Source organism: Xanthomonas bromi, from assembly GCF_900092025.1.
Classification (GTDB): Bacteria; Pseudomonadota; Gammaproteobacteria; order Xanthomonadales; family Xanthomonadaceae; genus Xanthomonas; species Xanthomonas bromi.
Genome location: NZ_FLTX01000013.1, coordinates 46,462 through 69,760, shown reverse-complemented (window position 1 = coordinate 69,760; position 23,299 = coordinate 46,462). Strand labels below are relative to the sequence as shown.

20 protein-coding genes, 1 other RNA gene and 1 pseudogene are annotated in these 23,299 nt (G+C 64.7%); 9 read left to right on the top strand and 13 right to left on the bottom strand.

The annotated features are described in order from the left end of the window. The first annotated feature begins 14 nt into the window (after window positions 1-14). Window positions 15-476, top strand: coding sequence for a hypothetical protein (locus XBLMG947_RS05410; protein ID WP_065466738.1), 462 nt, complete (start codon window positions 15-17; stop codon window positions 474-476). A gap of 3 nt (window positions 477-479) precedes the next feature. On the opposite strand, the gene XBLMG947_RS05405 is transcribed toward XBLMG947_RS05410, so the two are convergent. Continuing rightward, window positions 480-555, bottom strand: a non-coding RNA gene (locus tag XBLMG947_RS05405) — sX9 sRNA. Between the two features lie 59 nt (window positions 556-614). Beyond that, window positions 615-1,346: a 3-oxoacyl-ACP reductase FabG gene (gene fabG / locus XBLMG947_RS05400; protein ID WP_065466737.1), complete on the bottom strand. Its 732-nt coding sequence runs from the start codon at window positions 1,344-1,346 to the stop codon at window positions 615-617. Between the two features lie 182 nt (window positions 1,347-1,528). Between fabG and XBLMG947_RS05395 the strand changes: the two are divergent. Continuing rightward, window positions 1,529-2,077, top strand: a pseudogene (locus XBLMG947_RS05395) (hypothetical protein). Window positions 2,078-2,085: 8 nt separating this feature from the next. On the opposite strand, the gene XBLMG947_RS05390 reads toward XBLMG947_RS05395, so the two are convergent. From XBLMG947_RS05390 to xanC, 8 genes are all read right to left on the bottom strand, one after another. Further along, a complete protein-coding gene (locus XBLMG947_RS05390) occupies window positions 2,086-2,517 on the bottom strand; it encodes a hotdog family protein (protein WP_065466815.1) in 432 nt (143 codons plus the stop codon). After that, window positions 2,504-4,870, bottom strand: coding sequence for an MMPL family transporter (locus XBLMG947_RS05385; protein ID WP_065466813.1), 2,367 nt, complete (start codon window positions 4,868-4,870; stop codon window positions 2,504-2,506). Before XBLMG947_RS05385 ends, XBLMG947_RS05390 begins: the two co-directional genes overlap by 14 nt. Window positions 4,871-5,008: 138 nt before the next feature. After that, a complete protein-coding gene (locus tag XBLMG947_RS05380; protein ID WP_065466812.1) occupies window positions 5,009-5,656 on the bottom strand; it encodes a LolA-related protein in 648 nt (215 codons plus the stop codon). Next, window positions 5,580-6,554, bottom strand: coding sequence for a lysophospholipid acyltransferase family protein (locus XBLMG947_RS05375; protein ID WP_065466736.1), 975 nt, complete (start codon window positions 6,552-6,554; stop codon window positions 5,580-5,582). Before XBLMG947_RS05375 ends, XBLMG947_RS05380 begins: the two co-directional genes overlap by 77 nt. Next, a complete protein-coding gene (locus tag XBLMG947_RS05370; protein ID WP_065466735.1) occupies window positions 6,551-6,838 on the bottom strand; it encodes an ApeI family dehydratase in 288 nt (95 codons plus the stop codon). The genes XBLMG947_RS05375 and XBLMG947_RS05370 overlap by 4 nt, the downstream gene beginning before the upstream one ends. Before the next feature lie 11 nt (window positions 6,839-6,849). After that, entirely contained in the window at window positions 6,850-7,599 is a 750-nt protein-coding gene (locus tag XBLMG947_RS05365) for a lysophospholipid acyltransferase family protein (protein ID WP_065466734.1), read from the bottom strand. A 53-nt stretch (window positions 7,600-7,652) separates the two neighbouring features. Continuing rightward, the gene (locus XBLMG947_RS05360; protein WP_167352005.1) at window positions 7,653-8,336 is read right to left on the bottom strand and encodes a COG4648 family protein; all 684 of its coding nucleotides are present in this window, start codon (window positions 8,334-8,336) and stop codon (window positions 7,653-7,655) included. 37 nt (window positions 8,337-8,373) lie between these two features. Beyond that, window positions 8,374-8,643: a xanthomonadin biosynthesis acyl carrier protein XanC gene (gene xanC / locus XBLMG947_RS05355; RefSeq protein WP_005914783.1), complete on the bottom strand. Its 270-nt coding sequence runs from the start codon at window positions 8,641-8,643 to the stop codon at window positions 8,374-8,376. A gap of 302 nt (window positions 8,644-8,945) precedes the next feature. Between xanC and XBLMG947_RS05350 the strand changes: the two genes are divergently transcribed. The 3 genes from XBLMG947_RS05350 (at window position 8,946) to XBLMG947_RS23490 (ending at window position 12,201) form a co-directional block, all read left to right on the top strand. Further along, window positions 8,946-10,295, top strand: a complete 1,350-nt coding sequence (locus tag XBLMG947_RS05350) for an NAD(P)/FAD-dependent oxidoreductase (RefSeq protein ID WP_065466732.1) — start codon at window positions 8,946-8,948, stop codon at window positions 10,293-10,295. Beyond that, the gene (locus XBLMG947_RS05345; protein WP_065466731.1) at window positions 10,292-11,299 is read left to right on the top strand and encodes a chorismate transformation FkbO/Hyg5 family protein; all 1,008 of its coding nucleotides are present in this window, start codon (window positions 10,292-10,294) and stop codon (window positions 11,297-11,299) included. Before XBLMG947_RS05350 ends, XBLMG947_RS05345 begins: the two co-directional genes overlap by 4 nt. A 629-nt stretch (window positions 11,300-11,928) precedes the next feature. Continuing rightward, window positions 11,929-12,201: a hypothetical protein gene (locus XBLMG947_RS23490; protein WP_245228106.1), complete on the top strand. Its 273-nt coding sequence runs from the start codon at window positions 11,929-11,931 to the stop codon at window positions 12,199-12,201. A 253-nt stretch (window positions 12,202-12,454) separates the two neighbouring features. Here the strand turns inward: XBLMG947_RS23490 and XBLMG947_RS05340 are convergent, their stop codons facing one another. Then, entirely contained in the window at window positions 12,455-13,798 is a 1,344-nt protein-coding gene (locus XBLMG947_RS05340) for an AMP-binding protein (RefSeq protein ID WP_181093120.1), read from the bottom strand. Between the two features lie 593 nt (window positions 13,799-14,391). Between XBLMG947_RS05340 and XBLMG947_RS05335 the strand changes: the two genes are divergently transcribed. From XBLMG947_RS05335 to hemF, 4 genes are all read left to right on the top strand, one after another. Further along, window positions 14,392-16,758 carry a S9 family peptidase gene (locus XBLMG947_RS05335; protein ID WP_065466729.1) on the top strand — a complete coding sequence of 789 codons (2,367 nt, stop codon included), beginning with the start codon at window positions 14,392-14,394 and terminating at the stop codon, window positions 16,756-16,758. A gap of 397 nt (window positions 16,759-17,155) precedes the next feature. Next, entirely contained in the window at window positions 17,156-17,872 is a 717-nt protein-coding gene (locus XBLMG947_RS05330) for an SH3 domain-containing protein (protein ID WP_065466728.1), read from the top strand. After that, on the top strand, window positions 17,869-18,429 hold the full coding sequence (locus XBLMG947_RS05325; RefSeq protein ID WP_065466727.1) for a hypothetical protein: 561 nt from the start codon (window positions 17,869-17,871) through the stop codon (window positions 18,427-18,429). Before XBLMG947_RS05330 ends, XBLMG947_RS05325 begins: the two co-directional genes overlap by 4 nt. A gap of 294 nt (window positions 18,430-18,723) precedes the next feature. Then, a complete protein-coding gene (hemF, locus tag XBLMG947_RS05320) occupies window positions 18,724-19,623 on the top strand; it encodes an oxygen-dependent coproporphyrinogen oxidase (protein ID WP_065466726.1) in 900 nt (299 codons plus the stop codon). A gap of 210 nt (window positions 19,624-19,833) precedes the next feature. Here hemF and XBLMG947_RS23130 read toward each other — a convergent pair whose 3' ends face one another. Next, the gene (locus tag XBLMG947_RS23130) at window positions 19,834-19,974 is read right to left on the bottom strand and encodes a hypothetical protein (RefSeq protein ID WP_167352002.1); all 141 of its coding nucleotides are present in this window, start codon (window positions 19,972-19,974) and stop codon (window positions 19,834-19,836) included. A gap of 508 nt (window positions 19,975-20,482) precedes the next feature. Then, window positions 20,483-23,284, bottom strand: a complete 2,802-nt coding sequence (gene polA / locus XBLMG947_RS05315) for a DNA polymerase I (protein WP_065466725.1) — start codon at window positions 23,282-23,284, stop codon at window positions 20,483-20,485. Window positions 23,285-23,299: the final 15 nt, after the last annotated feature.

The window sequence follows — 23,299 nt, the reverse complement described above, 5'->3', positions numbered from 1 at the left end:
ATTAGGTGTGCGCTATGAAACTTATCTGTTTCGCTATATTGATTGCGCTTAGCACACCGACTTATGCTGCGGAGATCGCCTCATGCTCAAATCCCGCAGGGAAAGGCTACTACGCCGAAACAGGCATCATCACGGCAAAAGACAGCGGCTGGAACGATGAAAGGATCACCGGCGGTCTGACCAAACTCTCAAGACAGGGAGATGATTACGACCTGATCTATGTAGATGTTCGGAAGGAGATAGTGTCAGCTCGCGAGGAAGGAGCACAGATAACGCTTCTAAGCCGGGGCATCAGTTCTTTATCCATTCTGGTTGTTTATCCAGGGAAGACTGCCGAGGTTTACACCTTTCTTAAGACATCCTCAGGAAAGCTGGAGTACATCCATACGCTCAGTCGCGCTGGTGATGAGGTGCTCATCACCAAGGCATCCGTGATGCGTGGGGAATGTCGCTACATCAACTTCGATGCGATTTAGAGCTACTACCAAACGTAGCGAGCAGTCGTCAGGTGGGCATGGACGGCACGCTCAGAACCGCAGCGTACGAGTGGTACATGCCGCACCGAGCACCGGCCGCGCCCGCCTGGCACTGCGCAGTAGTTTTGTTAGTCGCCCTCAGCCCATCCCACCATTGACGCCAATGACCTGGCCATTGATGTAGCCGGCCGCTTCCGAGCACAGAAAGGCGACCAGCGCGGCCACTTCATCGGGTTTGCCGACGCGGCCGGCCGGCACCAATTGCTTGATCACTTCCGGCGCAAAACTGTCGCCGACCATGTCGCTTTCGATCACGCCCGGCGCGACCACATTCACTGCAATGCCGCGGCTGGCCATTTCGCGCGAGAGCGATTTGCTGGCGCCGTGCAACGCCGCCTTGGCGGCGGCGTAGTTGGTCTGCCCACGATTGCCCAGCACTGCCGACACCGACGACACGCTGACGATGCGCCCCCAGCGCGTGCGTGCCATCGGCAGCAGCAAGGGCTGGGTGACGTGGAAGAAACCGTGCAGCGAGACATCGATGACGCGGTGCCACTGCTCGGCATTCATGCCCGCCATCGGTGCGTCGTCATGGATGCCGGCGTTGTTGACCACGATCTGGATCGGGCCGGCTTCCAGCAGGGTCTCCAGCGCCGCCGAACTTGCCTGCGCATCCGCCACATCGAAGGCCACCGCCTGTGCACTGCCGCCTTCGGCCACGATCGCGGCAACCACCTCTTGCGCACGGGCCAGATTGCGATTGGCATGCACGATCACATGCCGGCCCTGCGCGGCCAGGTGACGGCAGATTGCACCGCCAAGATCGCCGCTGCCGCCGGTGACGAGGGCGCGTCGTGCAACTGAGTTCATAAGCCACGAACCATATGAGCAAAGAAGGAGCGTTATCGTAAATCAAGCTGTCCGCTGAGGGACGGACTCTTGGCACCTATCGCGTATTTGCCTGACCATGCCGCACATCCGACCGCTGCCGCTTGAGTCCTTTCGAATCTGACTGGTAGCTTCCGGACACGGGCGGCGATGAACGACACGAGATGAGTGCAGCGAACTTGGCGAGCCTTGGCAAGCAAGGCGAGGACGCGATGAATGCATGGCTGCAGTTGCATGACTTCAGCTATGTGGCTATTTGCCAAGCGCCGGACACCTTCGCGCCCTTATTCGGCACAGCGGTCAAACGACCGGACTTCCTGCTGCTATTGGAGTCCATCGGCTTGATCGCCATTGACGTCAAGAACTACGTCTAGTTCAAACACGCCAATCAGGCCTGTTACAGCCTTCCGTACGAGAGCGAGCTCAAACGTGCGGTGACGTTCGAACGGCTGTTCCGCATTCCGGTCTGGTACGCCTACTTCAATCGCCAGGATGCCGGTCAGTCCTTCCATTGGATCAGCGCATTGAAGGCACTCGAAGTCGGCGAGATCAAGCCGGCGCGCGATGATAATCCCGAGTTCCTCTCTATCGGGTTGGAGCATTTCGAACATTTACACAGCGGCGGCGACATCGCGCGGCTGTATACGCACCGCCTGCCCAGCGTCGCCAACCTGAGCGCGCTGATTGCAACCAAGACACCCGCCGCCTCCTGAAGCTGATTTCAGGGCGCGCGCAGCATCACCGTAGCGCGCCCTTCGGCGAGCAATTGCTCGCCATGGGTCAGGCGAAAACTGTATTGCTGACTGTCCTCGCCCTGCGCCAGCACCTGCGCCTCGCAGTCGATTGCATCCGGCAGCGTTTCCAGATAGGTCACGTGCAACTCCACGCCACGCAGCGCCACCAGCATGCCCAGGCGTACCGGCTTGCCGGACCAGCGGCCCAGCAAACCGCCATGCACGGCCATGGCCTGCGCGCCGTATTCGCACAGATGCAGCGCGCGCAGGCGCCCGTTGCAGCGCAACGGATGCGCATCGCTGCGATGGGCGTGACTGCGCAGCACGATGCGCTGCGCATCCCATTCGATCACTTCTTCCCACAGGCACATGGCGCCCTGGTGCGGAATCAGCTTGGCAATCGCGTCACGTCGCTGCATGCGGCTCTCCATTGGCGGTGCGTTCCAGCGCCGGTTCGCGCGACACCAGCAAGGCCAGGATGAAATTGAACAAGACGCCCAGCGCCACCGTGCTGCCGATCGCACGCAATACCGGGATGCTGGAAGCGGCCAACAACGCGAACACCAGCAGCGTCATCAGGCTGCAGACGATCAATGCATGCAGCGTGCGTAGCTGGTCGGCATGATCGTCGCCGGCATGATCGAAGAACAGCGCGTAATCCAGGCCCAGGCCGGCGGCCAGGATCAGCGCGATCAGATGGAATAGATTGAGCTCCACCCCGGTACCGCGCAGGATCGCCAGAATCAGCACCGTGGTCAGCGCCATCGGCAGCAGCACGCGCACGATACGGCGCGGGCGGCGCAGTGCGATTGCCACGGTCGCCGCCAGCAACAAGGCGGCCAGTACCAGCGCACCGAGCACGCGTCCGCGGTAGGCGGCCACCAGCGATTCGGAGGCGTCCTTCAGATCCAGCAATTGCGCGCCGCTGCCTTGCACGGCGGCGGCCAGGACCGCCGGATCGCGCAAGCCGGTCAACGACACCAGTGCGGTGCTGCGATCGCCACGGCCGAGCAGCAAGCCACCGACCGACGTGGCCAGCGGCGAACCGGTCAAATCCTTCGGAAGCAGCGGTGCGGCGCGTTTGGCGGCGTCCAGATCCTGCAGGAACGGCGCAAACGCATCGCTGCGGAACGGCGTGGTGGCGACGGCAGTCTCGGTCAACGCATGCGCCTGTGCGGCGTCGGGCAACGCCGCCTGCCGCGCCTGCTGGGTCTTGGCGCTAGGCAGATAGCGTGCCGCCATGTCGTAACCGAGCAGCGCACCATCGCGCACCAACGCATCCAGGCGCGGACGCAATTGCTCGCTGGCCTGAAGCGCCGCTTCATCGTTCGCGGCCGGCAGCGCCAGCACGTAACGCACATCCGGCGCCCCCAGTTCCTGACGCAGATGCGTGTCCTGCGCCAATGCCTTGGGCGGCACCGGCGTCAGCTTCGACAGATCGTTCTGCCAGAACTGCCCCGGCGCAAACACGATCACCGCCATGCCGACCACCGCCATCACCGCCAGGCTGATGCGTGGCCGCGGCAGGCGCGCGATGCCACGCCACAGCACGGCGAGCCGGCGCGAATCGGCATGGTCGCGCGGCGCCGGATCGATCAAGGCCGGCAGCAGCCAACGCGTGGTTACCGCGGCGGTGGCAAGGCCGGCAATGGTAAACACCGCCAACTGCCGCAAGCCATCCACACCGGAAAACAGGAAGGTCACATACGCAATGCAGGTGGAAACCACGCCGGTGGCCAGCGTCGGCCACAGATGCCGCGCGTTTTCGCGCGGATCCAGACCGGGGCGCTGATGGCTGAACAGGTGGATCGGGTAATCCTGCACCACACCGATCAGCGTGAACCCGAACGCCACGGTGATGCCGTGCACGCCGTCGAACAGCAGTGCGACAGCGCCCAAGCCGGCCAGACCTGCACTGGCCAGCGGCAACACGCCGAGCACCGGAATCTTCCAGCTGCGGTAGGCGACCAGCAGCAACAGCACCAGGCCCACCGTATCCAGCGTGCCGATCCACTGCGCCTCGCCTTGGGTACGCGCGGTGATTTCCACTGCGAATGCGCCCGGCCCGGTCAGCGTCAGGCGCGTGGAGGTGCCCTTGCTGATGGTCGCGAAGGCCGCTTGCACGGCGTCGTAGGCCAGCTGCTGGCCAGTGGGGTCGAAGCCGGCGGCGCGTGTCTGCACGAGCAACAGCGCCGAGGTGCCGGCACGATCGAACCACACGTCATTGCGCGTCTGCGGCATCGCTGCCGGCTGCAGGGTTTCGGCCAGGTGCAGGGTTTCCATCGTGGGGTCGCGCGGCAGCAACGGCTCCACCATGGCCGCCGCTGGCGAGCCCAGGTCCTGCACACGCGCCTGCAACGCCGCTTCCAGCGTCGGCGCGTCGAGCGGGGTCTTGTCGAAGCTGTCGCTGAGCAGATAGCGATACGGCAGCAAGCGCTTCGGAATGGCCTCGAGCCCGGCATTGCCGCCGTTGCCGACCAGTTCGAACAGGTCCGGCTGGGCGGACAGCGCTTTCTGCAGTTGCTGCGACTGCTCGGCCAAGGTGACCGGGTCGCTGTTGGACAACGCCATCAGCAGCAGCCGCGATCCAGGGCCTTCGCCGAGTTCTTCGATCAAGAGTTTTTGCGCCGGCGTGCGCGGGGCGGGCATGAATTTGCGCAGATCACCGGTGACCTTGAGCGTCTCGCTCAACCAGAATCCGGCCACTGCCAGCAAGGCCAGCCACAGCAACGCCAGGCCGATGCGGCGGTTTGCATTCAATTCAAGCGCCATGGTGGGCATGTCCTGCTGCAGTGGCCGCATGTTCACCGGCAGCGGGCGCGGCAACGGGCGTCATCTGCAATGTGCGCTTTCCGGCGGCGAGTGTTGTGATGTTTCTGGAAACGACCGGCGCAACCATCCCGCGCGCGGTCACGCGCCCGGACCGTGGCAGAGCGTTGTCAGCGCCGCGGCATCGGTCACGTTGGCCGCCGCGCGGGCCGCGCCGGCCAGCAGCGTGCGCTGCACGTCGCCCTTGGCGGGCACGCTTTCGATACAGCGCAATTCGTCGTTGCGTCCGTACAGGCGCAATTCGCGCACCTGCTTGGCCACGGCGGGGTCCTTGGGCTGCAGCGTCAGCTGCCAGGCCTGCGGCTGGCCCTGCCCGCTGACACGGTAGTGCTGCTCCAGCAGCGCGCGGTCGCCGGCCAGCAACGCGCCGAAGCCGGACTTCAAGCCGGCCAGTTCGGGCACGCGGCTCAACGAGAAACGGCGTGGCGATTTGCCTTCGCGCTCCAGCACGCCTTCGTCGCCGGTCAGCGTGGTGGTTTCGTGGTACGGCGCACTGACGTCGCGCACCAGCGTCTGCGCATCCGGGCGACGGTAGTGGCCCTCCACGCGCAACGGCGTCTTCAGCAAGGCCGAGCCACGCAGTTCGACGAATTCGGTGCTGACCGGTGCGGGGCGCGCCAGGCGCTGCAGCACCTGCCCGACGTCCAGCGTCTCAGGCGGTGCGGCGCATAGCGGTGCGGCGCTGAACAGCAGTATCAGCATCCACGGCAGGGTGCGGCGCATCGGCATGGTGGGTGTTCCAGAAATCGTAGAAGTTGAACCAGTTGTACGGCGCGTAGCAGGTGTAATGTTCCAGCCTGGCAGCGTAATCGCGCATGAGTACCGCCAACACGGGGGCGCGCTGACGACGCGGCACGTCCAGGCCTTCGCTGAAGGTTTCGAACGCCAGCTCGTAATGATTGCCGCCACGATACAGGCCGAAGGCCAGCACCACCGGCACCTTGAGCGCAGCGGCGATCAGCCACGGCGAGGTCGGGAACATGGCATTGCGGCCGAGGAACGTCGCCGGCAGCGCCGGATCGCCTTCGCGCGGGCGATCGATCAGCAATGCCACCAGCGCACCGGCATCGGTGGCTTCCTTGATCGCCATGACGATCGAGGTCGCATCCATGCTGGCGTCGATGATGTTGGCAGCCAGCTGCGGGTTGAGCGCGCCCAGCAGGTCGGTCATGGCGCGGTTGTGCGCCTTGTCCAGCACCACCTTGACCTGCACGTCCGGGCGCTCGGTGGCCAGCACGCGTAGCGCATCGAAGCTGCCCAGGTGCGAGCCGAAGATCAGCACGCCGCGGCCGCGATCCATTTGCGTGTGCAGTTGATCCAGGCCGGTGATGTCCACGCGGAAGCGCTGCATCTGCCCGCACAGCATGTACACGCGGTCCAGGATGGTCGAAGCAAAGGTGTGAATGTGCCGCGCCACATCGCGCAGCGTAGCAGGGCGGCCCAGCACCCGCGCCAGATAGGCACGCGAGGCGGCGCGCTCGGGCACACGCACCAGCAGGAAGTACAGCGTGATCGGATATAGCAGCGCGCGCCCCACCGCACGCCCGCCGTGCCGGGCGATCCCGCGGATCAGCCACAACGCAAAACGCCCACCGCCTTCCGGGCGCTGCTTCCAGTGCCTGCTCATGTCGCCGCCTCCGCCACCAGTTCGCCGCTGACCAGCAATGCATCGGCGCGCTGCACGCGGAAGCGCCAGCGCGGGCCATCGCCTTCCAGCGTGACCGAGGCGGTCTGACCGGGCAGCAAGGGCTGCACGAACTTCACCTGCGGCAGGCGCGCGGCTGCGCGCGGACCATACAGTGCTTCCACCGCCTGCAGCACATGGTCGAGCACGACCACGCCAGGCACCACGGGGCGGCCGGGGAAGTGTCCGGGCAGGCAGGGATGATCATGCGGCACGACGAAATCCATAAGCGTGGAACTCAGATCCTGGGTTGAAGCAATGCAGCCACAGCCTTGTGTGCCCGCTCGGTCAATTGTTGCCGGTCTGGCGCATCCGGCCCGGTCACCGCGATCGGCTCGCCGATACGCACGCGGATGATGCCGGGACGCACCCTGAACAGGCCATCGACCGGCAATACCTTGCCGCAGCCGTCCAGCGCCACCGGAACCACCTGCACGCCAGCATCGATAGCGGCCTGCAGTAGCCCGGCCTTGAATGGCAATAATGCGCCGCTGCGGCTGCGGGTACCTTCGGGAAACAGGCACAACTGTTTGCCTTCGCGCAGCAATGCGGCCGCCTGACGCCGCACCTGGGCCCCCGCCCTGCGGCTATCCCGGTCCAGAAACAGCATGCCGGTGGCGCGCGCATACCAGTTCACGAACGGTACCTTGAGCATTTCTGCCTTGAGCAGGAAGCGAAGCGGCACCGGCAAGGCATGGAACAGCGCGCAAATGTCGATGATCGACTGGTGGTTGCTCACGAACAGATAGTTCTTGGACCAATCCACCCGCTCGCGCCCTTCCACGATGACGGTGGCGCCCGCACCGCAGAACAGTACCGGCGACCACATCCAGCTGCCCATGCGCAGCATCCGCTCGGGATCGCGCGTGATCGCCAGCACGACCAACGCGTAGACGATCCCGCCCGCGGTGAAGACCAGCGTGAACGCCAATTGCAACAGATTGAACACAGCCCACGCCAGGCGCGACGGCATCCTTGCCAACGGCATTTTTGTCTTGTCCCCGAAACTGTGCACGTACGTCGCTATCCCTGGCCACGCACTCAGCGCAGCAGATCGCGCCAGAAGTCCGGCCCGAGCCGCGCCATCTGACGCAAGAAGTCTGGCAGATTACGATAGGGGCGCTGTGGAAACCAGCGGCCGCGCAATAGATATTCCCCAATGAAGAAGCCGCCAATCACCCCATAGGCGAGCAGATTGGCGAACAACGAGGCGCGCGCATCGCTGATCGGCAGCGGCGAGGCGTAGTCCAACTGCGACAGCACGCCGCTGGGTTCGGCGCACAGGCCCAGCACCAGATTGGCCAGGGTCAGGCCGCACAGCAGCATCGTCCAGGCCAGTGTGAGACGGCGCGTATAGCGGCGTTGTTCGGGGGTGATCGGCATGCCGGCCTGGCCATACAGGCCTTCGACGATGCGCGTGATCAGCGGCGTGCGCCCGTGCCGCAGGCTGCGCCCGAAGAACCAGGCAACCCAACCGGTGAACACCACCGGCGGCGCCGCCAACACCAACATCGCATACTGCGACTGCCACAGCGCGCCCAGTCCGGCGAGCATCAGCAGTGCCAGCGCCCAGGCCCAGGCCCGGCGCGCAACCATCGGTTCGATCAACACCATCAACACCAGCAACCCACCGGCGATGACGGCCAACTCCGGGCGGTGACTGGCGTTGGCCCAATGCGCCAACGGCGAATACGCCACCGCCAGCAGAACGCCCAGCCCCAGCACCCACGCGGGTGCGTCGGGGGATGGTGCAGTGTGCAGATCAGACGGTCTTGTTGGCTTGGACATGCGCCGACAATGCGCGCAGCGACGCGAAGATGCGACGGTTCTCGTCGTTGTCCGAACGCAGCTGGAAGCCGTAGCGCTTACTGATGGCCAGCGCCAGTTCCAGCGCATCGATCGAGTCCAACCCCAGCCCGGTATTGAACAACGGCGCCTCCGGATCGATGTCGGCGGGTTGGACGTCTTCCAGGTTCAGACTTTCGACAAGGAGTTCGGCCAGTTCACGTTCGGCAGCGGTTTGCGAGGACATCCAGGATTTCCACAGGTCAGGGTCGGGCAACAAGGGTGAGAACAAGCAACCAACAGCGCGGGCGACCATCGAAGTGCATGGGGCGTCGCGCGGACCGTAGTGTACGTTGCCGCCGCTGCCAATCCGAGCATTTGCCGCGCGGTCTGGCCGGCGCCTGCACGGTGCTGCCGGTCGTTCTTCACATAGGAATCGGTGGCCCGCAAGCTGGGCTGTCTGTCAGGCTATCATAACTGCATAACGCTCGCCCGCTGCAGGTTCGTTCCAGGATGACTTCCAACGCTGTTCGCCACACCCCGATCGCCATGCCGGCAGCCGGGCCGGCCCCCGGACCGGAGTGTCCGGACGTCCTGATCGTCGGCGGCGGACCGGCTGGCTGCGCTGCGGCCATCGCGCTTGCCGAGCTCGGCTGGTCGGTCACCCTGCTGGAGAAGGAGCAGCACCCGCGCTTCCATATCGGCGAATCGTTGCTGCCGATGAACATGCCGATTCTCGAACGCCTGGGTGTGCTCGAAGACGTGCGCGCCATCGGGGTGCTCAAGCGTGGCGCGGATTTTCCGAACGACAGCGGCGGCTACAACACGTTCCGGTTTTCGCACGCGCTCGATGCCAAGGCCGATTTCGCCTTCCAGGTGCCACGTGCGCAATTCGACCAGGTGCTGTTCAAGCGTGCGCGTGCGGTGGGTGTGGATGCGCGCGACCAGGTCAGCGTGGAGCAGGTGACGTTCGACGGCGACCAACCCGCGCTGCAGGCACGCACGGCAGACGGCGGCGTGCAGCACTTCCGCCCGCGCTATCTGCTCGATGCCAGCGGCCGCGACACCTTTCTGGGCACTCGCCTCAAGCTCAAGCGCGCCAATGCAAAACATCAATCCGCCGCGCTCTTCAGCCATTTCCGTGGCGTGACCCGACGCCCGGGCGAGGATGCCGGCAACATCAGCATCTATCGCCATGCGCATGGCTGGATGTGGCTGATTCCGCTGCCGGACGACATCATGAGCGTGGGCGCGGTCTGTTACCCGGAATACATGAAGACCCGCAAAGGCGACAGCGAGGGCTTTTTGATGCGTACGCTGGCGCTCAATCCGGAGCTCAGCGTACGCATGCTCGGCGCCGAGCGCGTGGCACCGGTGCATGCCACCGGCAATTACGCCTACGAATGCACGCGCATGGCCGGGCCGCGCTGGTTGATGCTGGGCGATGCCTATACCTTCGTCGACCCGATGTTTTCCTCCGGCGTGTTTCTGGCCATGCACAGCGCCGAGCGCGGCGCGGCGATGGTGGATGCGGTACTGCGCGCACCGCAATCGGAGGCCAAACTGCAGCGCGCGTTGAAACGCGAACTGACGCGCGGCGTCGCGGAATTCAAGTGGTTCATCTACCGCTTCACCTCGCCCACCATGCGCGCCTTGTTCGCGCAGCCGCAAAATACCTGGCAGGTGGAACAGGCAGTGGTGGCGATGTTGGCCGGCGATGTCTTCGACAGCCCCAAAGTCCGCATCCGCCTGCGCGCCTTCCGCGCCCTGTACGCGCTTACCACCTTGTCGATGATGCCGCGCGCCTGGCAGTCATGGCGCCACCGCCGGCGTCAGGCCAAGCTCGGCTTCGACGGCGACACCTTGCAACGCGACACGCGACAACGAGACGTTCAATGACCGCTTCCCAGGCCCAGACCACGCACGCAGTGCGCCATCCCCGCCTGCAGATCGACTATGTCGATCAGACCGACCCCGCCTTGCTGCTGACCGATCCGCAGGTGCTGGCCGTGTTCGGCTTCGGCGATGCGGCGCCGCGCCTGCACGACCCGCGCTATCTGCGCGTGCCGTTGCAGCCGTATCACGCCCGCGTGCTGGAAGTGTGGCGCACCGATGCGCCAGTGCGCAGCGGCCGCGACGGCAATATCGCCTGGTCCAGCGACGGGCATCTGCAGTTCGGCGTGATCGAAATCGACGAGCAGGATGTCGACATCGAAGAAGCCGCCGCCAAGGCCTATGCGGAAATCACCGCCTTCGTCAGCGACAGCCAGACGCCGCGGCTGCTGCGTATCTGGAATTACCTGGATGCCATCACCCTGGGCAGCGGCGACCGCGAGCGTTACCGGCAGTTCTGCGTGGGCCGTGCACGCGGACTGGGCGCATTCGACACCGCGCAATTGCCGGCCGCCACCGCGGTGGGCCGCTGCGATGCCGAGCGCATCATCCAGATCTACTGGCTGGCCGCCGCCGACGCCGGCACGCCGCTGGAAAACCCGCGCCAGATCAGCGCCTACAACTACCCGCGCCAGTACGGCCCACAGTCGCCCAGTTTCGCCCGCGCCATGCTGCCGCCGGTGGGCAGCGACATGCCGTTGCTGCTGTCAGGCACCGCCGCCGTGGTGGGCCACGCCTCGATGCATACCGGCCAATTGCTGGCGCAGCTGGAAGAAACCTTCGCCAACTTCGACGCCTTGCTCGGCGCCGCGCGTCAACATACGCCGGCCTTACCCGTGCAGTTCGGCGCCGGCACCCGTCTGAAAGTCTACGTGCGCGAACGCGACGACCTGCCCAAGGTCGCGCAGGCACTGGATGCCCGCTTCGGCGAAGCGGTCCCGCGCCTGCTGCTGCATGCGGTGATCTGCCGCGACGAGCTGGCGGTGGAGATCGATGGGGTGCATGGGTGAGTAAAGGACCGCATAAAGAACCAACAGCTGCTAATACGACATACCCAGGCGGGTCCAAGTCTCGCGTCAATCGCGCGGGCGAAGCTGTCCGAAGCAGTACTTTGACTCATGAAGATTTGGAGGTTATTGAAGCATGGCGTGCAGCACACCGAGCTGTCCTCAATACTTTTCAGGCAGTCCTCCGCGGCAGGACACGTGGAAAGGATGTAATTGTCGCTCAACGGCACAAGCGTAAGAATACAATTTTCGACAAGTTGACGCGGCATTCCAGGAATGCAGCTAGCTCGCATGGATGATGCTGCTGGATGCCGTCTGATTTTCTAAGATATTAAAGATTTGATTCTATTCAGAAGCGAATTTCATAAAGCGCGCTTTAACCACAAAATGCGTAACCCCCCGGAAAAATACAACTATATCGCTCAACCCAAAAGACCGGTTATCGCGGCATCCATGACATATACGAGTACGATGTCAACTCCAAGTCCGGAGAGGGCCTAAAAGGCCTTTACATAGAAATTCAGTACCGGACTCTAGTACAACACGCTTGGGCAACAGCTGTAGAAGTAGTAGGCTTCATTACGGAAAGTCAACCCAAGTTTGAGAAGGGAGACGAGCGCTACAACCATGCGATGGCCTATGCAAGTGAGATTCTGGCCCGAGCGCATGAAGATTCAAAGGGCCCACTCCCTTCACTTTCTGATCGCGAAGTTCTTGAGGAATTTATCAAGCTGGACGAAGGCTTGAACCTTATGCCAACCCTTCGCGAACTTCATCAAGCAAAGAGTGACATATCTGATAAGAAGAATAGTATTTTGATTTTTAGCCCCGAAGGCAAACTTATAGTAAAAAGTTACCGAGATGCTACTGATGCTCTTCGCGATTTATTCGACCTTGAAAAATAAATGCCCGAAAATGACATCGTATTAGTCCGCGCTGATTCAAGCGAAGAAGTAAGAACAGCATTTCGAAATTACTTCAATGACGCGAGCGAATTCGTAAGGTTGATGGATAGCGGCTGCGCTCGATTGAGCGGGAAAAGCTAAATCCGCACCGAGATACGAGCATTCCTTGCTCACTAAGATTGCGAAGATCGCAGACTGCTATCGCTACAGATTTTTATTCAAAGATATTAAACATAACGGCACAGTCGCATACTCACCCGTTGAGCAACCCCAGCACCACATCGCGCGGCAGCTTGCCGGTTTCGTTGCGTGGCAGGACGGCGACCTTGCGCAGGCGGCGCGGCAGGAAGACCGGGTCCACGCTGACGCGCAGTGCGGCCAGCACCTGGGCTTCGTCGAGGCTGGGGGCGACCACCAGCGCGGCGATGCGGCCAACCGCTTGGCCTGGATCGGGCACGAGTTGCACGATGGTGCCGTCGACCACGCCGGGAATGGCGAGCAGACGCCGGGTGAGGTCGGCCAGCGATGCGCGTTTTCCGGCAATTTCCAGCAGATCGGCCTGACGGCCGCGCACCTGGAAACGGCCGTCGTCGGCCACGTCCATCATGTCGGCCAGCAGCACCGGCGTGGCCAGATGCGGCGCATGCACCAGCGTGCCTGCGGCCTGCGTTTCCAGGCGTACGCCGGGCAAGGGCGTCCACGCCGCTGCCAATGCGGTGCGACGCACAGCGAACACGCAGGTTTCGGTGGAGCCGAACATCTCGCGCACCTCACCGCCGAAACGCGCTTCGGCCGCGGCGGCGATCTCCGGCGCCAGCGGTGCGGTGGCCGACACGATGCCGGCCAGCGGCGGCAACGCCACCCCGGATTCGACCAGCGCACGCAGATGCACCGGTGTGGTCACCAAGATACGCGGTGCGGGAATATCGGTCAGCGCACGTGCCACATCGTCCGGGAAGAACGGGCGCCCGGCGTGCACCGCCAGCGTGGTCACCATCGGCAGCAGCACCGATAACTCCATGCCGTACATGTGCTGCGGCGGCACGGTGGCGACCACGTGCGGCACGGCGTCGGTGTGTGCCCACAGGCTTTCCAGCGCGACCAGATCCTGGCGGGTGCTGGTCAAGAAACTGCCCCACGTCTTGGGATTGGGCTGCGGGCTGCCGGTGCTGCCGGAGGTGAAACCGATCGCCACCAGCGCGTCGTCGGCCAGCTGCGGAATCGGGCCCTCGGCCTGCGGCAACTCCGCCGGCAGCTGCCAATAGCGCGGCGGCGCCAACTCCAATGCCAGATCGCCCAGGCAATACGCATCGGCGTGGCGTGCCTGCACTTCGCCCACCACCACCGGTGCGCGCGACGACGGCAGCAGCGACACCTGTCCGCGCAGCGCACACGCGTAAAACGCCACCATGAAACGGTAGCGGTCCTCGCACAGATTCACCGCATGGCGTCCCTCGGGCAGCTGCTGCGCCAGACCGCGCACATGCGCGATGAAGGTTGCCAGATCGACCGACTGCCCCGCTCGCCAAGCCACGGGCCGATCGAGCGCACCAACGGCCATCGGATGGGAAATAGCAGGAGCAGGCTGGCTGGACATGGACACCGAGGGTCGCAAAAGCGCGCTAGCTTGGCCGGCACCCGCGCTGCTGGCAAGTCGGGAGGTTTCCTCTACGACAACCGCATCGATCGACGCGAGGACTTGGCATGTGGGCGGCTGGCGCAGTTGCGTGTGCGCCGCTCGCCTTGCGCGGTGCGGCAAATCATCATCTCGCCGATCGGCGATCGCTCCCCGGCGTGCCCGCGCCTGCCGCTGCGAGACACCGGCTCGCTGCAAGTGTGGATGGCTGTCGTGCGGTACCTCTGCACAGCTGCGTTTCGCATGTTCCTGCGGCATCGTCTGCACTTTTTGTCAGCCCCACGCACGTGCGTGGGGCCTCGCCAGTGCCTTGGACGTGGAGTTCATTTTTCAATTGTCGTATCGCGTTTGGCTGATGCCGCGCACCGCTGCCACCGGCAGCTGAATACCTTGCACAGCGCCAAAATGGTCGTGCCCGCTCATCGCCAGCTGTTGGTTGTTGCCTGGCGTTGCACGCAGCCATGCATGCATGACCTGTGGCCCAAAGCCCGCCAAGGAGGCGAACTGCTAGGCTGCGCGCTCTCCTTTGCGTCCAGCCGTGTCCGATGCCCAGATTGTTGCCGTTGACCCTTCTGCTGCTGGCCGCCACTGCGCATGCGCAATCTGCCGCCACGCTCACCATCGAACAGGTGATGGCCGACCCGGACTGGATCGGGCCATCGGTCGAGCAGGCGTGGTGGCAATGGGACGGCAAACAGGTGCAATACCTGCTCAAGCGCGATGGCAGTCCGGTGCACGACACCTATCGTCAGAGCACTGGCGGCGGCACTGCCGAGCGTGTGGCCGACACCGCGCGCGCCGGCCTGGATGCGGCAAACCCCAGTTACGATGCAACCCGTGAGCGCATGCTGTTCGCACGCAACGGCGATATCTTCCTGCGCGATCTGCGCTCCGGTGCACTGACCCAGCTGACCCGCAGCAACGAGATCGAATCGCGTCCGCAGTTCGCCAGCGACGGCGGTGCGATCTGGCGCGCGGGCAACAACTGGTACCACTGGCGTGCCGATGGCGGCACCGCGCAGGTGGCGGTGGTCAACGCCGAGCGCGACCCCAACGCGGCTCCCAAGGCCGATGTGCTGCGCGAGCAGCAACTGGCCACGCTGGCCACCTTGCGCCGTGATCGCGAGCAACGCGACACGCTGCGCACGCAGGAAGACGCCTGGCGCCGCGCCGATGCCACACGTGCGCCAGCGCCGGTCTATCTGGGCGATGAGGTGGAGATCGTCGACAGCGCATTGTCGCCGGATGGCCGCCATCTGCTGGTGGTGACACAGGCCAAGAACGCCGAAGAAGGCCAGGCCGGCAAGATGCCCAAATACGTGACCGAGTCCGGTTACGAAGAAGTCCAGGAAGTGCGTACCCGCGTCGGCCGCAATGCACCGGTGGCGCACGCGCTGTGGCTGGTGGATGTCGGTGCCGGCACGGCAAGGTCGCTGTCGTTCGATCCACTCCCCGGCATAGCCACCGACCCACTGGCCGCCTTGCGCAAGTCAGCAAAGCGCGACGCACTCAAGGGCAACCGTGCGGTACGCGTGGAAAGCGATGGCGACGGCAGCGGACCGGCAGTGCACTGGAGCGATGACGGCCGCAACGTGGCGGTGGAAATTCGCGCGGTGGACAACAAGGACCGCTGGATCGCCAGCGTGGACCTGGACAACGCCAAGCTGCAGCCGCGTCACCGCCTGAGCGATAGCGCCTGGATCAACTGGGACTTCAACGATTTCGGCTGGCTGCCCGACAACCGCACGCTCTGGCTGCTGTCCGAAGAATCCGGTTATTCGCAGCTGTACACCGTGGAAGGCAACGGTAAACCGCGTCAGCGCACGCACGGCAAGTGGGAAGTATCGATGCCGGTCCCCAGCGCCGATGGCAGCGGCATGTTCTTCCTGTGCAACCAGAAATGGCCGGGCGATTACGAAGTCTGCAAGCTCGACCTGCGCAACGATCGGCTCACCGAGGTGACGGCGTTGAACGGCGTGGAAGGCTTCAGCCTGTCGCCCAATGGGCAGCAGCTGCTGGTGCGCTACTCCGGCAGCTATCTGCCGCCTCAGCTGGCGGTGGTGCCGGCGGCGGGCGGCCAGGCCAAAGTGCTCACCGACACGCGCACGCCGGCCTTCAAGGCCCAGCCGTGGATCGCACCGCAGTACGTGCAGGTGCCCTCCAAACACGGCGCCGGCACGGTCTGGGGCAAGTACTACGGCCCACAGACGCCCGAGCCGGGCAAGCAGTATCCGATCGTGATGTTCGTGCATGGCGCCGGGTATCTGCAGAACGTCTCCGAACGCTACACGCCGTATTTCCGCGAGGAGATGTTCCACAACCTGCTGGTGCAGCAGGGCTACATCGTGCTGGATCTGGACTACCGCGCCTCCGAAGGCTACGGCCGCGATTGGCGCACCGCGATCTATCGCAACATGGGCCACCCGGAGCTGGAAGATTATCTGGACGGCCTGGACTGGCTGGTCGCCACCAAGCAGGGCGATCGCGCACGTGCCGGCATCTATGGCGGCTCGTACGGCGGCTTCATGACCTACATGGCGCTGTTCCGCAGCCCAGGCACCTTCAAGGCCGGCGCGGCGCTGCGTCCGGTCGGCGACTGGATGCAGTACAACCACGAGTACACCTCCAACATCCTCAACACGCCCGAGCTCGATCCGCAGGCGTACAAGACCTCATCGCCGATCAACTACGCCGACGGGCTGCAGGACCATCTGCTGATCGCCCACGGCATGATCGACGACAACGTGTTCTTCAAGGACTCGGTCGACATGGCCCAGAAGTTGATGGAGCTGCACAAGGACAACTGGCAGGTGGCGCCGTATCCGCTGGAACGCCACGGCTTTACGCGTGCCGATTCGTGGCTGGACGAGTACAAGCGCATCCTCAAGCTGTTCAACGAGCAGGTGAAGCCACAACGCTGACCGTCACATGCGCCCGCAAGACGACCGTTACCGGCACCGACACCTACGGGTGGCTGCCGTGTCGGGCGCAGCGTTTCCAGGCGCCACGTTGCTGGCGAAGTCACAGATGCGCGTTTGAAGTGTGTTGTGGGCGATCGCTTCCGCCGCTTCGTCAGGAAGCGATCGCCGCAGCATGCAACCGCCTGCGCAGATCTGACCGGCTGCAACACGCCGCGCAGCCATCACGCAGACTGGTTGCGGTTCACTCACCTCTCCCTACGCAAGTGGCTCTAAGCTTGATGCAGGACCGTCAGAGGATTCGTGCGTTCGCCCTCTGCACCGGTCTGCCGCAGGACCGGTGCGCCGCCGGCCTGGCGGCGACCTTCCACTCATTGCTGGCGCACACAAGGTAGACGCGATGGGCCTGTGGGACCGCTTGTTTGGACGCAAGACCGCCGTGGCGAAGCCGCCACGTGCAGAACCCACCGTAGCGCCGGCACCTGCCGACGATATCGACCAGGCGGCTGCCGAGATCGACCCCGCATTACAGCCGGCGCTGGCCGCGTTTCAGCGCGGCGACCATGTCGGTGCGTATAACGCTGCGCAGGCGCAGCTGCACCTCGGTGCGGACGCGCAGCGCCTGTGCGCCCTGTCGTTGAGCGCGCTGGACCGCTATCGCGAGGCCTACCCGCACTGGCTGGCGCTGTACGCGCTGGAGCCCACCGCACATAACGCGCTGCAGCTGGCAACCACCTCGGTGATGTGCAACGAGATCGATCGTGGCGAGCAGTGGCTGCTGACCTTCGACGACCTAAACGCGCAGGAGCGATCGACCTCGCCCGCTGTCGCACGCACCAGCTTTCTCACTGCACTCACCCGCGCCGGCCACGGTGCGCACGCGCTGCCGCATCTGGAATGGCTGCGCGAGGCATACGCAGGAATGTCGATCACCGACAGCCATTTCCTGCACGTGCGCGGGCTGCCGTTTCTCGAAGCCTTTCTTGAGCGCAGCACGCCGCTGTTGTGCGAATGCCTGCCAGCCGATGCGCTGCCTGAGTGGTACGCGCAACTGCAACCTGCACTGGATCCCCCCGGCCAGGCGATGGTGGCTGCCCACATCGCATCGCTGCAATGAGCGCCGTGCAGCCAGCGTCGGCACGCCAGCGCGGCGGCTTGGTGACCCCGTTGGCGTGGGTCTCGTTGTTGCTGGGGGTGGTCGGTGTGCTGGCCAATCTGGTGCAGATCGCAATGATCGCGGTGACGCCAGATGCAGCATCGTTAGGACTGCCCGAAGGCATCAGCCTGCCCCACTCCTGGCAATGGCTGATCGACCACGCGCTGTCGTTATCTGTCGCCGGCGTGGTGCTCTCTGCCGCTTTCTCCTGGCTGAGTTGGTCGCTGCTACAGCGGCGCGAGTGGGCAAGGATCGGCTTCGTCGCGGTGTTGCTGGTGACCGGGCTACTCAATTTCGGCGCGCTGGCGTTGATCGGGCCATTGTTCGACGGTGTGCAGGCGATGTTGCCCGCCGATGTGCTGCAAAGCCCGGAGTGGCCGCAGATGCAGGCGCGTTTGCAGGCAACCCAGCAGATGGCGCTGGTCCTCACCGGCCTGGGGGCACTGGCCATCGGCTGCGTCCACGCAGCACTGGTGTGGCGGCTATGCACGCCCGCCGTCCGCGCGGAATTTTCTTAGCATTAGTGCCTTGGGCATGCGCACGCGCCCGGCAGCAAACGCGACGTCGAGGGCGCGATGCCCTCACCGCAGAACATCAGGTCGGCAGTTTGATGGGAGCGGCCCGTGATATGCAGGCGGCGCTGCATCGCGAGCGAACGTCGCCTGTCGGTTGCACTGGCATACCGACCATCTCGACTGGTCCCTTGCCCACCGATGGTCGCTGCGCTGTCCTCCATCCCACGCATCGCACTGCAACAAACCGGCGCGCTGGCATGGATGCGCCACGTGCAGTGCACGGCTTAGAATTGGGACATGAACGAATTCGACCGTGTACGCGATTATCTGACCGACCTGCAGGACCGGATCTGCGCCGCCGTGGAAGCTGCCGACGGTAAAGCGCGGTTCGCCGAGGATCTGTGGAAGCGCGACGAGGGCGGCGGCGGTCGGACCCGCATCCTGCGCGACGGTGCGGTGTTCGAGCAGGCCGGCATCGGTTTTTCGGACGTCTCCGGCACGCGCCTGCCGCCGTCGGCCAGTGCGCACCGGCCCGAACTTGCCGGTGCCACCTGGAGTGCATGCGGGGTGTCGCTGGTGTTTCATCCGCACAATCCGTACATCCCGACCACGCACATGAACGTGCGTTACTTCCGCGCCGAGCACGATGGCGAGGTGGTCGCGGCCTGGTTCGGCGGCGGCTTCGATCTGACCCCGTTCTACCCCTTCGACGAAGACGTGCAGCACTGGCATCGCGTTGCGCAGGCGCTGTGCGCGCCGTTCGGCGAGGAGCGCTATGCCGCGCACAAGCGCTGGTGCGACGAGTATTTCTTCCTGCGCCACCGCAACGAAACGCGTGGCGTGGGTGGACTGTTCTTCGACGATCTGGGCAAGGAGTTCGAACGCGATTTCGCCTACCAGCAGGCGGTGGGCAATGGCCTTCTGGATGCCTACATGCCGATCGTGCAGCGCCGCAAGGACACGCCCTACGGCGAGCGCGAACGCGAGTTTCAGCTCTACCGCCGCGGGCGCTACGTGGAGTTCAATCTGGTCTACGACCGCGGCACCCTGTTTGGACTGCAGAGCGGTGGGCGCGCCGAGAGCATCCTGATGAGTTTGCCGCCACGGGTGCGCTGGGAGTACGGCTTTACGCCAGAGCCAGGCAGCGCCGAAGCGCGCCTGGCCGATTACCTGATCCCCCGCGACTGGCTGGGTTAAATCCAGCGTGAGGTCCTTGCGCACGTCCACGCAAGCCGTGGGAGAGCGAACCTGTTGCGTCGCGCGTCGCGAGCGAGTGCGTTGCCGCTTGCGGGTTGATCGACCGCGCGTCACCGGTGCGCAACGGCGCACCGTTTCTTAGCAGAATGCAGTCGCCGACCCGTACAGGCATCGGCGCCGATAACCCGCCGAGCTCGCGCAGGGCTGCCATTACAACACCGGCATCAGCACGGCGCCGGCGATCGACGGTTCGTCCTCGGCAATCAGCACCCGCAGCTCAGCCGCCTCGCAGCACCAGATGCCGACGCAACGCCAGGCAGGAGGTAGACGCATGCGGGCGGCGGCATGCATTATGAGTCTGAATCAGTAGCGCGACCACCCTGCCATCGTCACGGCATCACGCCTGCATGCCGGCGCCGTCTGAATCGGGCGGGCAGTTACGCGGCATGTCGTTGGGGCTGGCCGCACGCGCAGAGTGGCCTGCATGGCGGGTCTGCCTTGTGTCCTCGATGCATGCTCTCTCCAGCGCAAGCAGCATCGCGACGGACGCACGTGGTGGGAAGACAGAAATAAAAAGGCCCCGCAGACCAGGGGGAGGTCGGCGGGGCCAGGGGAACGGAAACTTGGGGAGGAGTTTCCGCTCCGAGATCTGCTCCAGGGGATGGGAGAGATCTGCCGACAGGCGTTGCGCCCGTCGAGGTATATAACACCACTTCTTACATTGATGGACCGTGAAGATAACTGTAAAAAAAATGTAGAATTTAGCGCTTATTCATTCCCTTAAATCAGCCGAATCCGGATTATGTCCGCACGACTTTTGCTGATCTACGTATTCAGCATGGCAATGGCATTTGCGGCGTCAGTGCGCCTCATCCCAGTTGACGCCCACGCCGGAATCGACCACCAGCGGCACGCGTAATTGAGCTGCGCAGGCCATCCGCGTGGTGACCTCGCTCAGTAGCGTGTCGACGAAATCGACATCGGCTTCGAACACCAGTTCGTCGTGCACCTGCAGGATCATCAGCGCGCGCTGTGCGTGATCGGAAATCCAGGCATCCACGCTGACCATGGCGCGCTTGATGATGTCGGCAGCAGTGCCCTGCATCGGCGCGTTGATGGCGGCGCGCTCGGCGCCGGCGCGCTGGCCCTGGCTGCCGGCGTTGATGAAGTCCAGATACAGCCGGCGGCCGAACACGGTCTCCACATAGCCCTTGTCGCGGGCCTGCTGGCGGGTGCTCTCCATGAAATCGCGCACGCCCGGGTAGCGGCTGAAGTACAGCGCGATGTAGTCCTGCGCTTCGCCACGGCCGATGCCGAGCTGGCGGGCCAGACCGAATGCGCTCATGCCGTACATCAGGCCGAAGTTGATCGCCTTGGCGGCGCGGCGCTCGTCGCCACTGACGGTGTCGATGGTGCGGCCGAAGACTTCCGCGGCGGTGGCGCGGTGCACGTCGGCACCGGACTCGAACGCGCCCACCAGGCCGGGGTCGCCCGACAGGTGGGCCATGATGCGCAGTTCGATCTGCGAGTAGTCGCAGGCGATCAGCTTGCGCCCGGGCGGGGCGACGAAGGCGCGGCGGATACGGCGGCCGTCTTCGGTGCGGATCGGGATGTTCTGCAGGTTGGGATCGGACGACGACAAGCGCCCGGTGGCGGCGCCGGCCTGGTGGTAGCTGGTGTGCACGCGCCCGGACTGCGGGTGGATCATCTCCGGCAGCTTGTCGGTGTAGGTGCTGCGCAGCTTGGTCAGGCCGCGGTATTCCAGGATCACCCGCGGCAGCTCGTGCTGGTCGGCGATGGCTTCCAGCGCCTCTTCGTTGGTCGAGGGCTGGCCCTTGGGCGTTTTGACCACGGCGGGCAGCTTGAGCTCGTCGAACAGCAGTGCCTGCAGCTGCTTGGGCGAATCCAGGTTGAAGGTGCGCCCGGCCAGCTCGGTGGCCTTCTGCTGGGCGGCGAGCATGCGCTTGGACAGGTCCGCGCTCTGGCGGCGCAGTTCGGCCGCGTCCACGCACACGCCGTTGGCTTCGATGCGCGCCAGCACTTCCACCAGCGGCATTTCGATGTCGCGGTAGACGCGCTCCAGGCCCGGTTCGGCGGCCAGCTTGGGGCCTAGCACCTGGTGCAGGCGCAGGGTGATGTCGGCGTCTTCGGCGGCGTAGCGGGTGGCGTCTTCCAGGCTGATCTGGGCGAACGGGATCTGCTTGGCGCCCTTGCCGCACACGTCTTCGTACTTGACGGTGTCGTAGCCCAGGTAGCGCTTGGCCAGGCTGTCCATGTCGTGGCGGGCGCTGCCGGAGTTGAGCACGAAGCTCTCCAGCAAGGTGTCGTCGGCATAGCCGGCCAGCTCCACGCCGTGGCGGCGCATCACGTGCAGGTCGTACTTGCCGTGCTGGCCGAGCTTGCGCAGCGCAGGGTCGGTGAGCAGCGGCGCCAGTTGCGCCAGCGCGTGGGTGCGGTCGAGCTGGGCCGGGGCGCCGGGGAAGTTATGGCCGAACGGCAGATACGCGGCCTTGCCGGGCTCGGCGGCCACGCTCAGGCCGATCAGATCGGCCTGCAGCGGGTCCAGGCTGTCGGTTTCGGTATCGAAGGCGAACTGGCCGGCGGCGCGCAGGCGCGCGATCCAGCTGTCGAGCTGTTCCTGGGTGAGGAGGGTCTCGTATTCGCCGGGCGCGGCCAGTGCTGGATCGATCTCCACCGGCGCGCTGGCCGGGCCCGAGACGAAGCCGGTGCCGCGCGCGCGGCCCGGCTCGGTACGGGCGATGGCAGCGGCAGCGACCAGCGCCACCGGCTCGGACAACAGACCGGCCTGCGCCGGCGTGCCGCCCATCTCGCGCAGGGCCTGCGTGAACCCGTAGCGCGCGTACAGCACCGCCAGCGTTTCGGTGTGGGGCTCGCGCAGATCCAGCGCGCGCGGGCCGCTGGCCAGCACCACGTCGGTCTTGATGGTGACCAGTTCGCGGTTGAGCGGCAGGCGCGGCAACGCAGCGCGCAGGTTGTCGCCGATCTTGCCCTTGATCTTGCCGGCGTTGGCGATGACGCCGTCGAGCGAATCGTATTCGGCCAGCCATTTGGCGGCGGTCTTGGGGCCGCACTTTTCCACGCCGGGCACGTTGTCGATGGCATCGCCCATCAGCGCCAGCAGGTCCACGATCTGGTTGGGCCGCACGCCGAACTTGGCGATCACCGCCGCGTCCGAATCCATGCGGCTGCCGCTCATGGTATTGACCAGTTCGATGCCCGGGCGCACCAACTGCGCGAAGTCCTTGTCGCCGGTGGAGATGGTGACGCTCAACCCATCGGCAGCGGCCTGCAGCGCCAGCGTGCCGATCACGTCGTCGGCCTCCACGCCCTCGATGCGCAGGATGTCGATGCCCAGCGCATGCACGATGTCGCACATCGGCTGCACCTGCGCGCGCAGGTCGTCGGGCATCGACGGGCGGTTGGCCTTGTAATCGGCATATAAGTCATCGCGGAACGTCTTGCCGGGCGCATCCACCACGAAGGCGACGTAGGCCGGGCGCTCCTTCAAGGTGGCGCGCAGCATGTTGACCACGCCGAACAAGGCGCCGGTGGGCTCGCCCTGCGCATTGGTCAGCGGCGGAAGCGCGTGGAACGCGCGGTACAGGTAACTGGACCCATCGATCAAGACTAATCTGCTCATGGCCCAATTCTACGC

Bases quoted from the DNA above. Each gene is read 5' to 3' on its own strand.
- XBLMG947_RS05410 (WP_065466738.1), top strand. From the start codon at position 15: ATGAAACTTATCTGTTTCGCTATATTGATTGCGCTTAGCACACCGACT.
- XBLMG947_RS05345 (WP_065466731.1), top strand. From the start codon at position 10,292: ATGACCGCTTCCCAGGCCCAGACCACGCACGCAGTGCGCCATCCCCGC.
- XBLMG947_RS05370 (WP_065466735.1), bottom strand. From the start codon at position 6,838: ATGGATTTCGTCGTGCCGCATGATCATCCCTGCCTGCCCGGACACTTC.
- XBLMG947_RS05385 (WP_065466813.1), bottom strand. From the start codon at position 4,870: ATGGCGCTTGAATTGAATGCAAACCGCCGCATCGGCCTGGCGTTGCTG.
- XBLMG947_RS05365 (WP_065466734.1), bottom strand. From the start codon at position 7,599: ATGCCGTTGGCAAGGATGCCGTCGCGCCTGGCGTGGGCTGTGTTCAAT.
- XBLMG947_RS05330 (WP_065466728.1), top strand. From the start codon at position 17,156: ATGGGCCTGTGGGACCGCTTGTTTGGACGCAAGACCGCCGTGGCGAAG.
- XBLMG947_RS05375 (WP_065466736.1), bottom strand. From the start codon at position 6,554: ATGAGCAGGCACTGGAAGCAGCGCCCGGAAGGCGGTGGGCGTTTTGCG.
- XBLMG947_RS23130 (WP_167352002.1), bottom strand. From the start codon at position 19,974: ATGCATGCCGCCGCCCGCATGCGTCTACCTCCTGCCTGGCGTTGCGTC.
- XBLMG947_RS05340 (WP_181093120.1), bottom strand. From the start codon at position 13,798: ATGTCCAGCCAGCCTGCTCCTGCTATTTCCCATCCGATGGCCGTTGGT.
- XBLMG947_RS05380 (WP_065466812.1), bottom strand. From the start codon at position 5,656: ATGCCGATGCGCCGCACCCTGCCGTGGATGCTGATACTGCTGTTCAGC.
- XBLMG947_RS23490 (WP_245228106.1), top strand. From the start codon at position 11,929: ATGGCCTATGCAAGTGAGATTCTGGCCCGAGCGCATGAAGATTCAAAG.
- xanC (WP_005914783.1), bottom strand. From the start codon at position 8,643: ATGTCCTCGCAAACCGCTGCCGAACGTGAACTGGCCGAACTCCTTGTC.
- XBLMG947_RS05350 (WP_065466732.1), top strand. From the start codon at position 8,946: ATGCCGGCAGCCGGGCCGGCCCCCGGACCGGAGTGTCCGGACGTCCTG.
- fabG (WP_065466737.1), bottom strand. From the start codon at position 1,346: ATGAACTCAGTTGCACGACGCGCCCTCGTCACCGGCGGCAGCGGCGAT.
- XBLMG947_RS05325 (WP_065466727.1), top strand. From the start codon at position 17,869: ATGAGCGCCGTGCAGCCAGCGTCGGCACGCCAGCGCGGCGGCTTGGTG.
- hemF (WP_065466726.1), top strand. From the start codon at position 18,724: ATGAACGAATTCGACCGTGTACGCGATTATCTGACCGACCTGCAGGAC.
- polA (WP_065466725.1), bottom strand. From the start codon at position 23,284: ATGAGCAGATTAGTCTTGATCGATGGGTCCAGTTACCTGTACCGCGCG.
- XBLMG947_RS05390 (WP_065466815.1), bottom strand. From the start codon at position 2,517: ATGCAGCGACGTGACGCGATTGCCAAGCTGATTCCGCACCAGGGCGCC.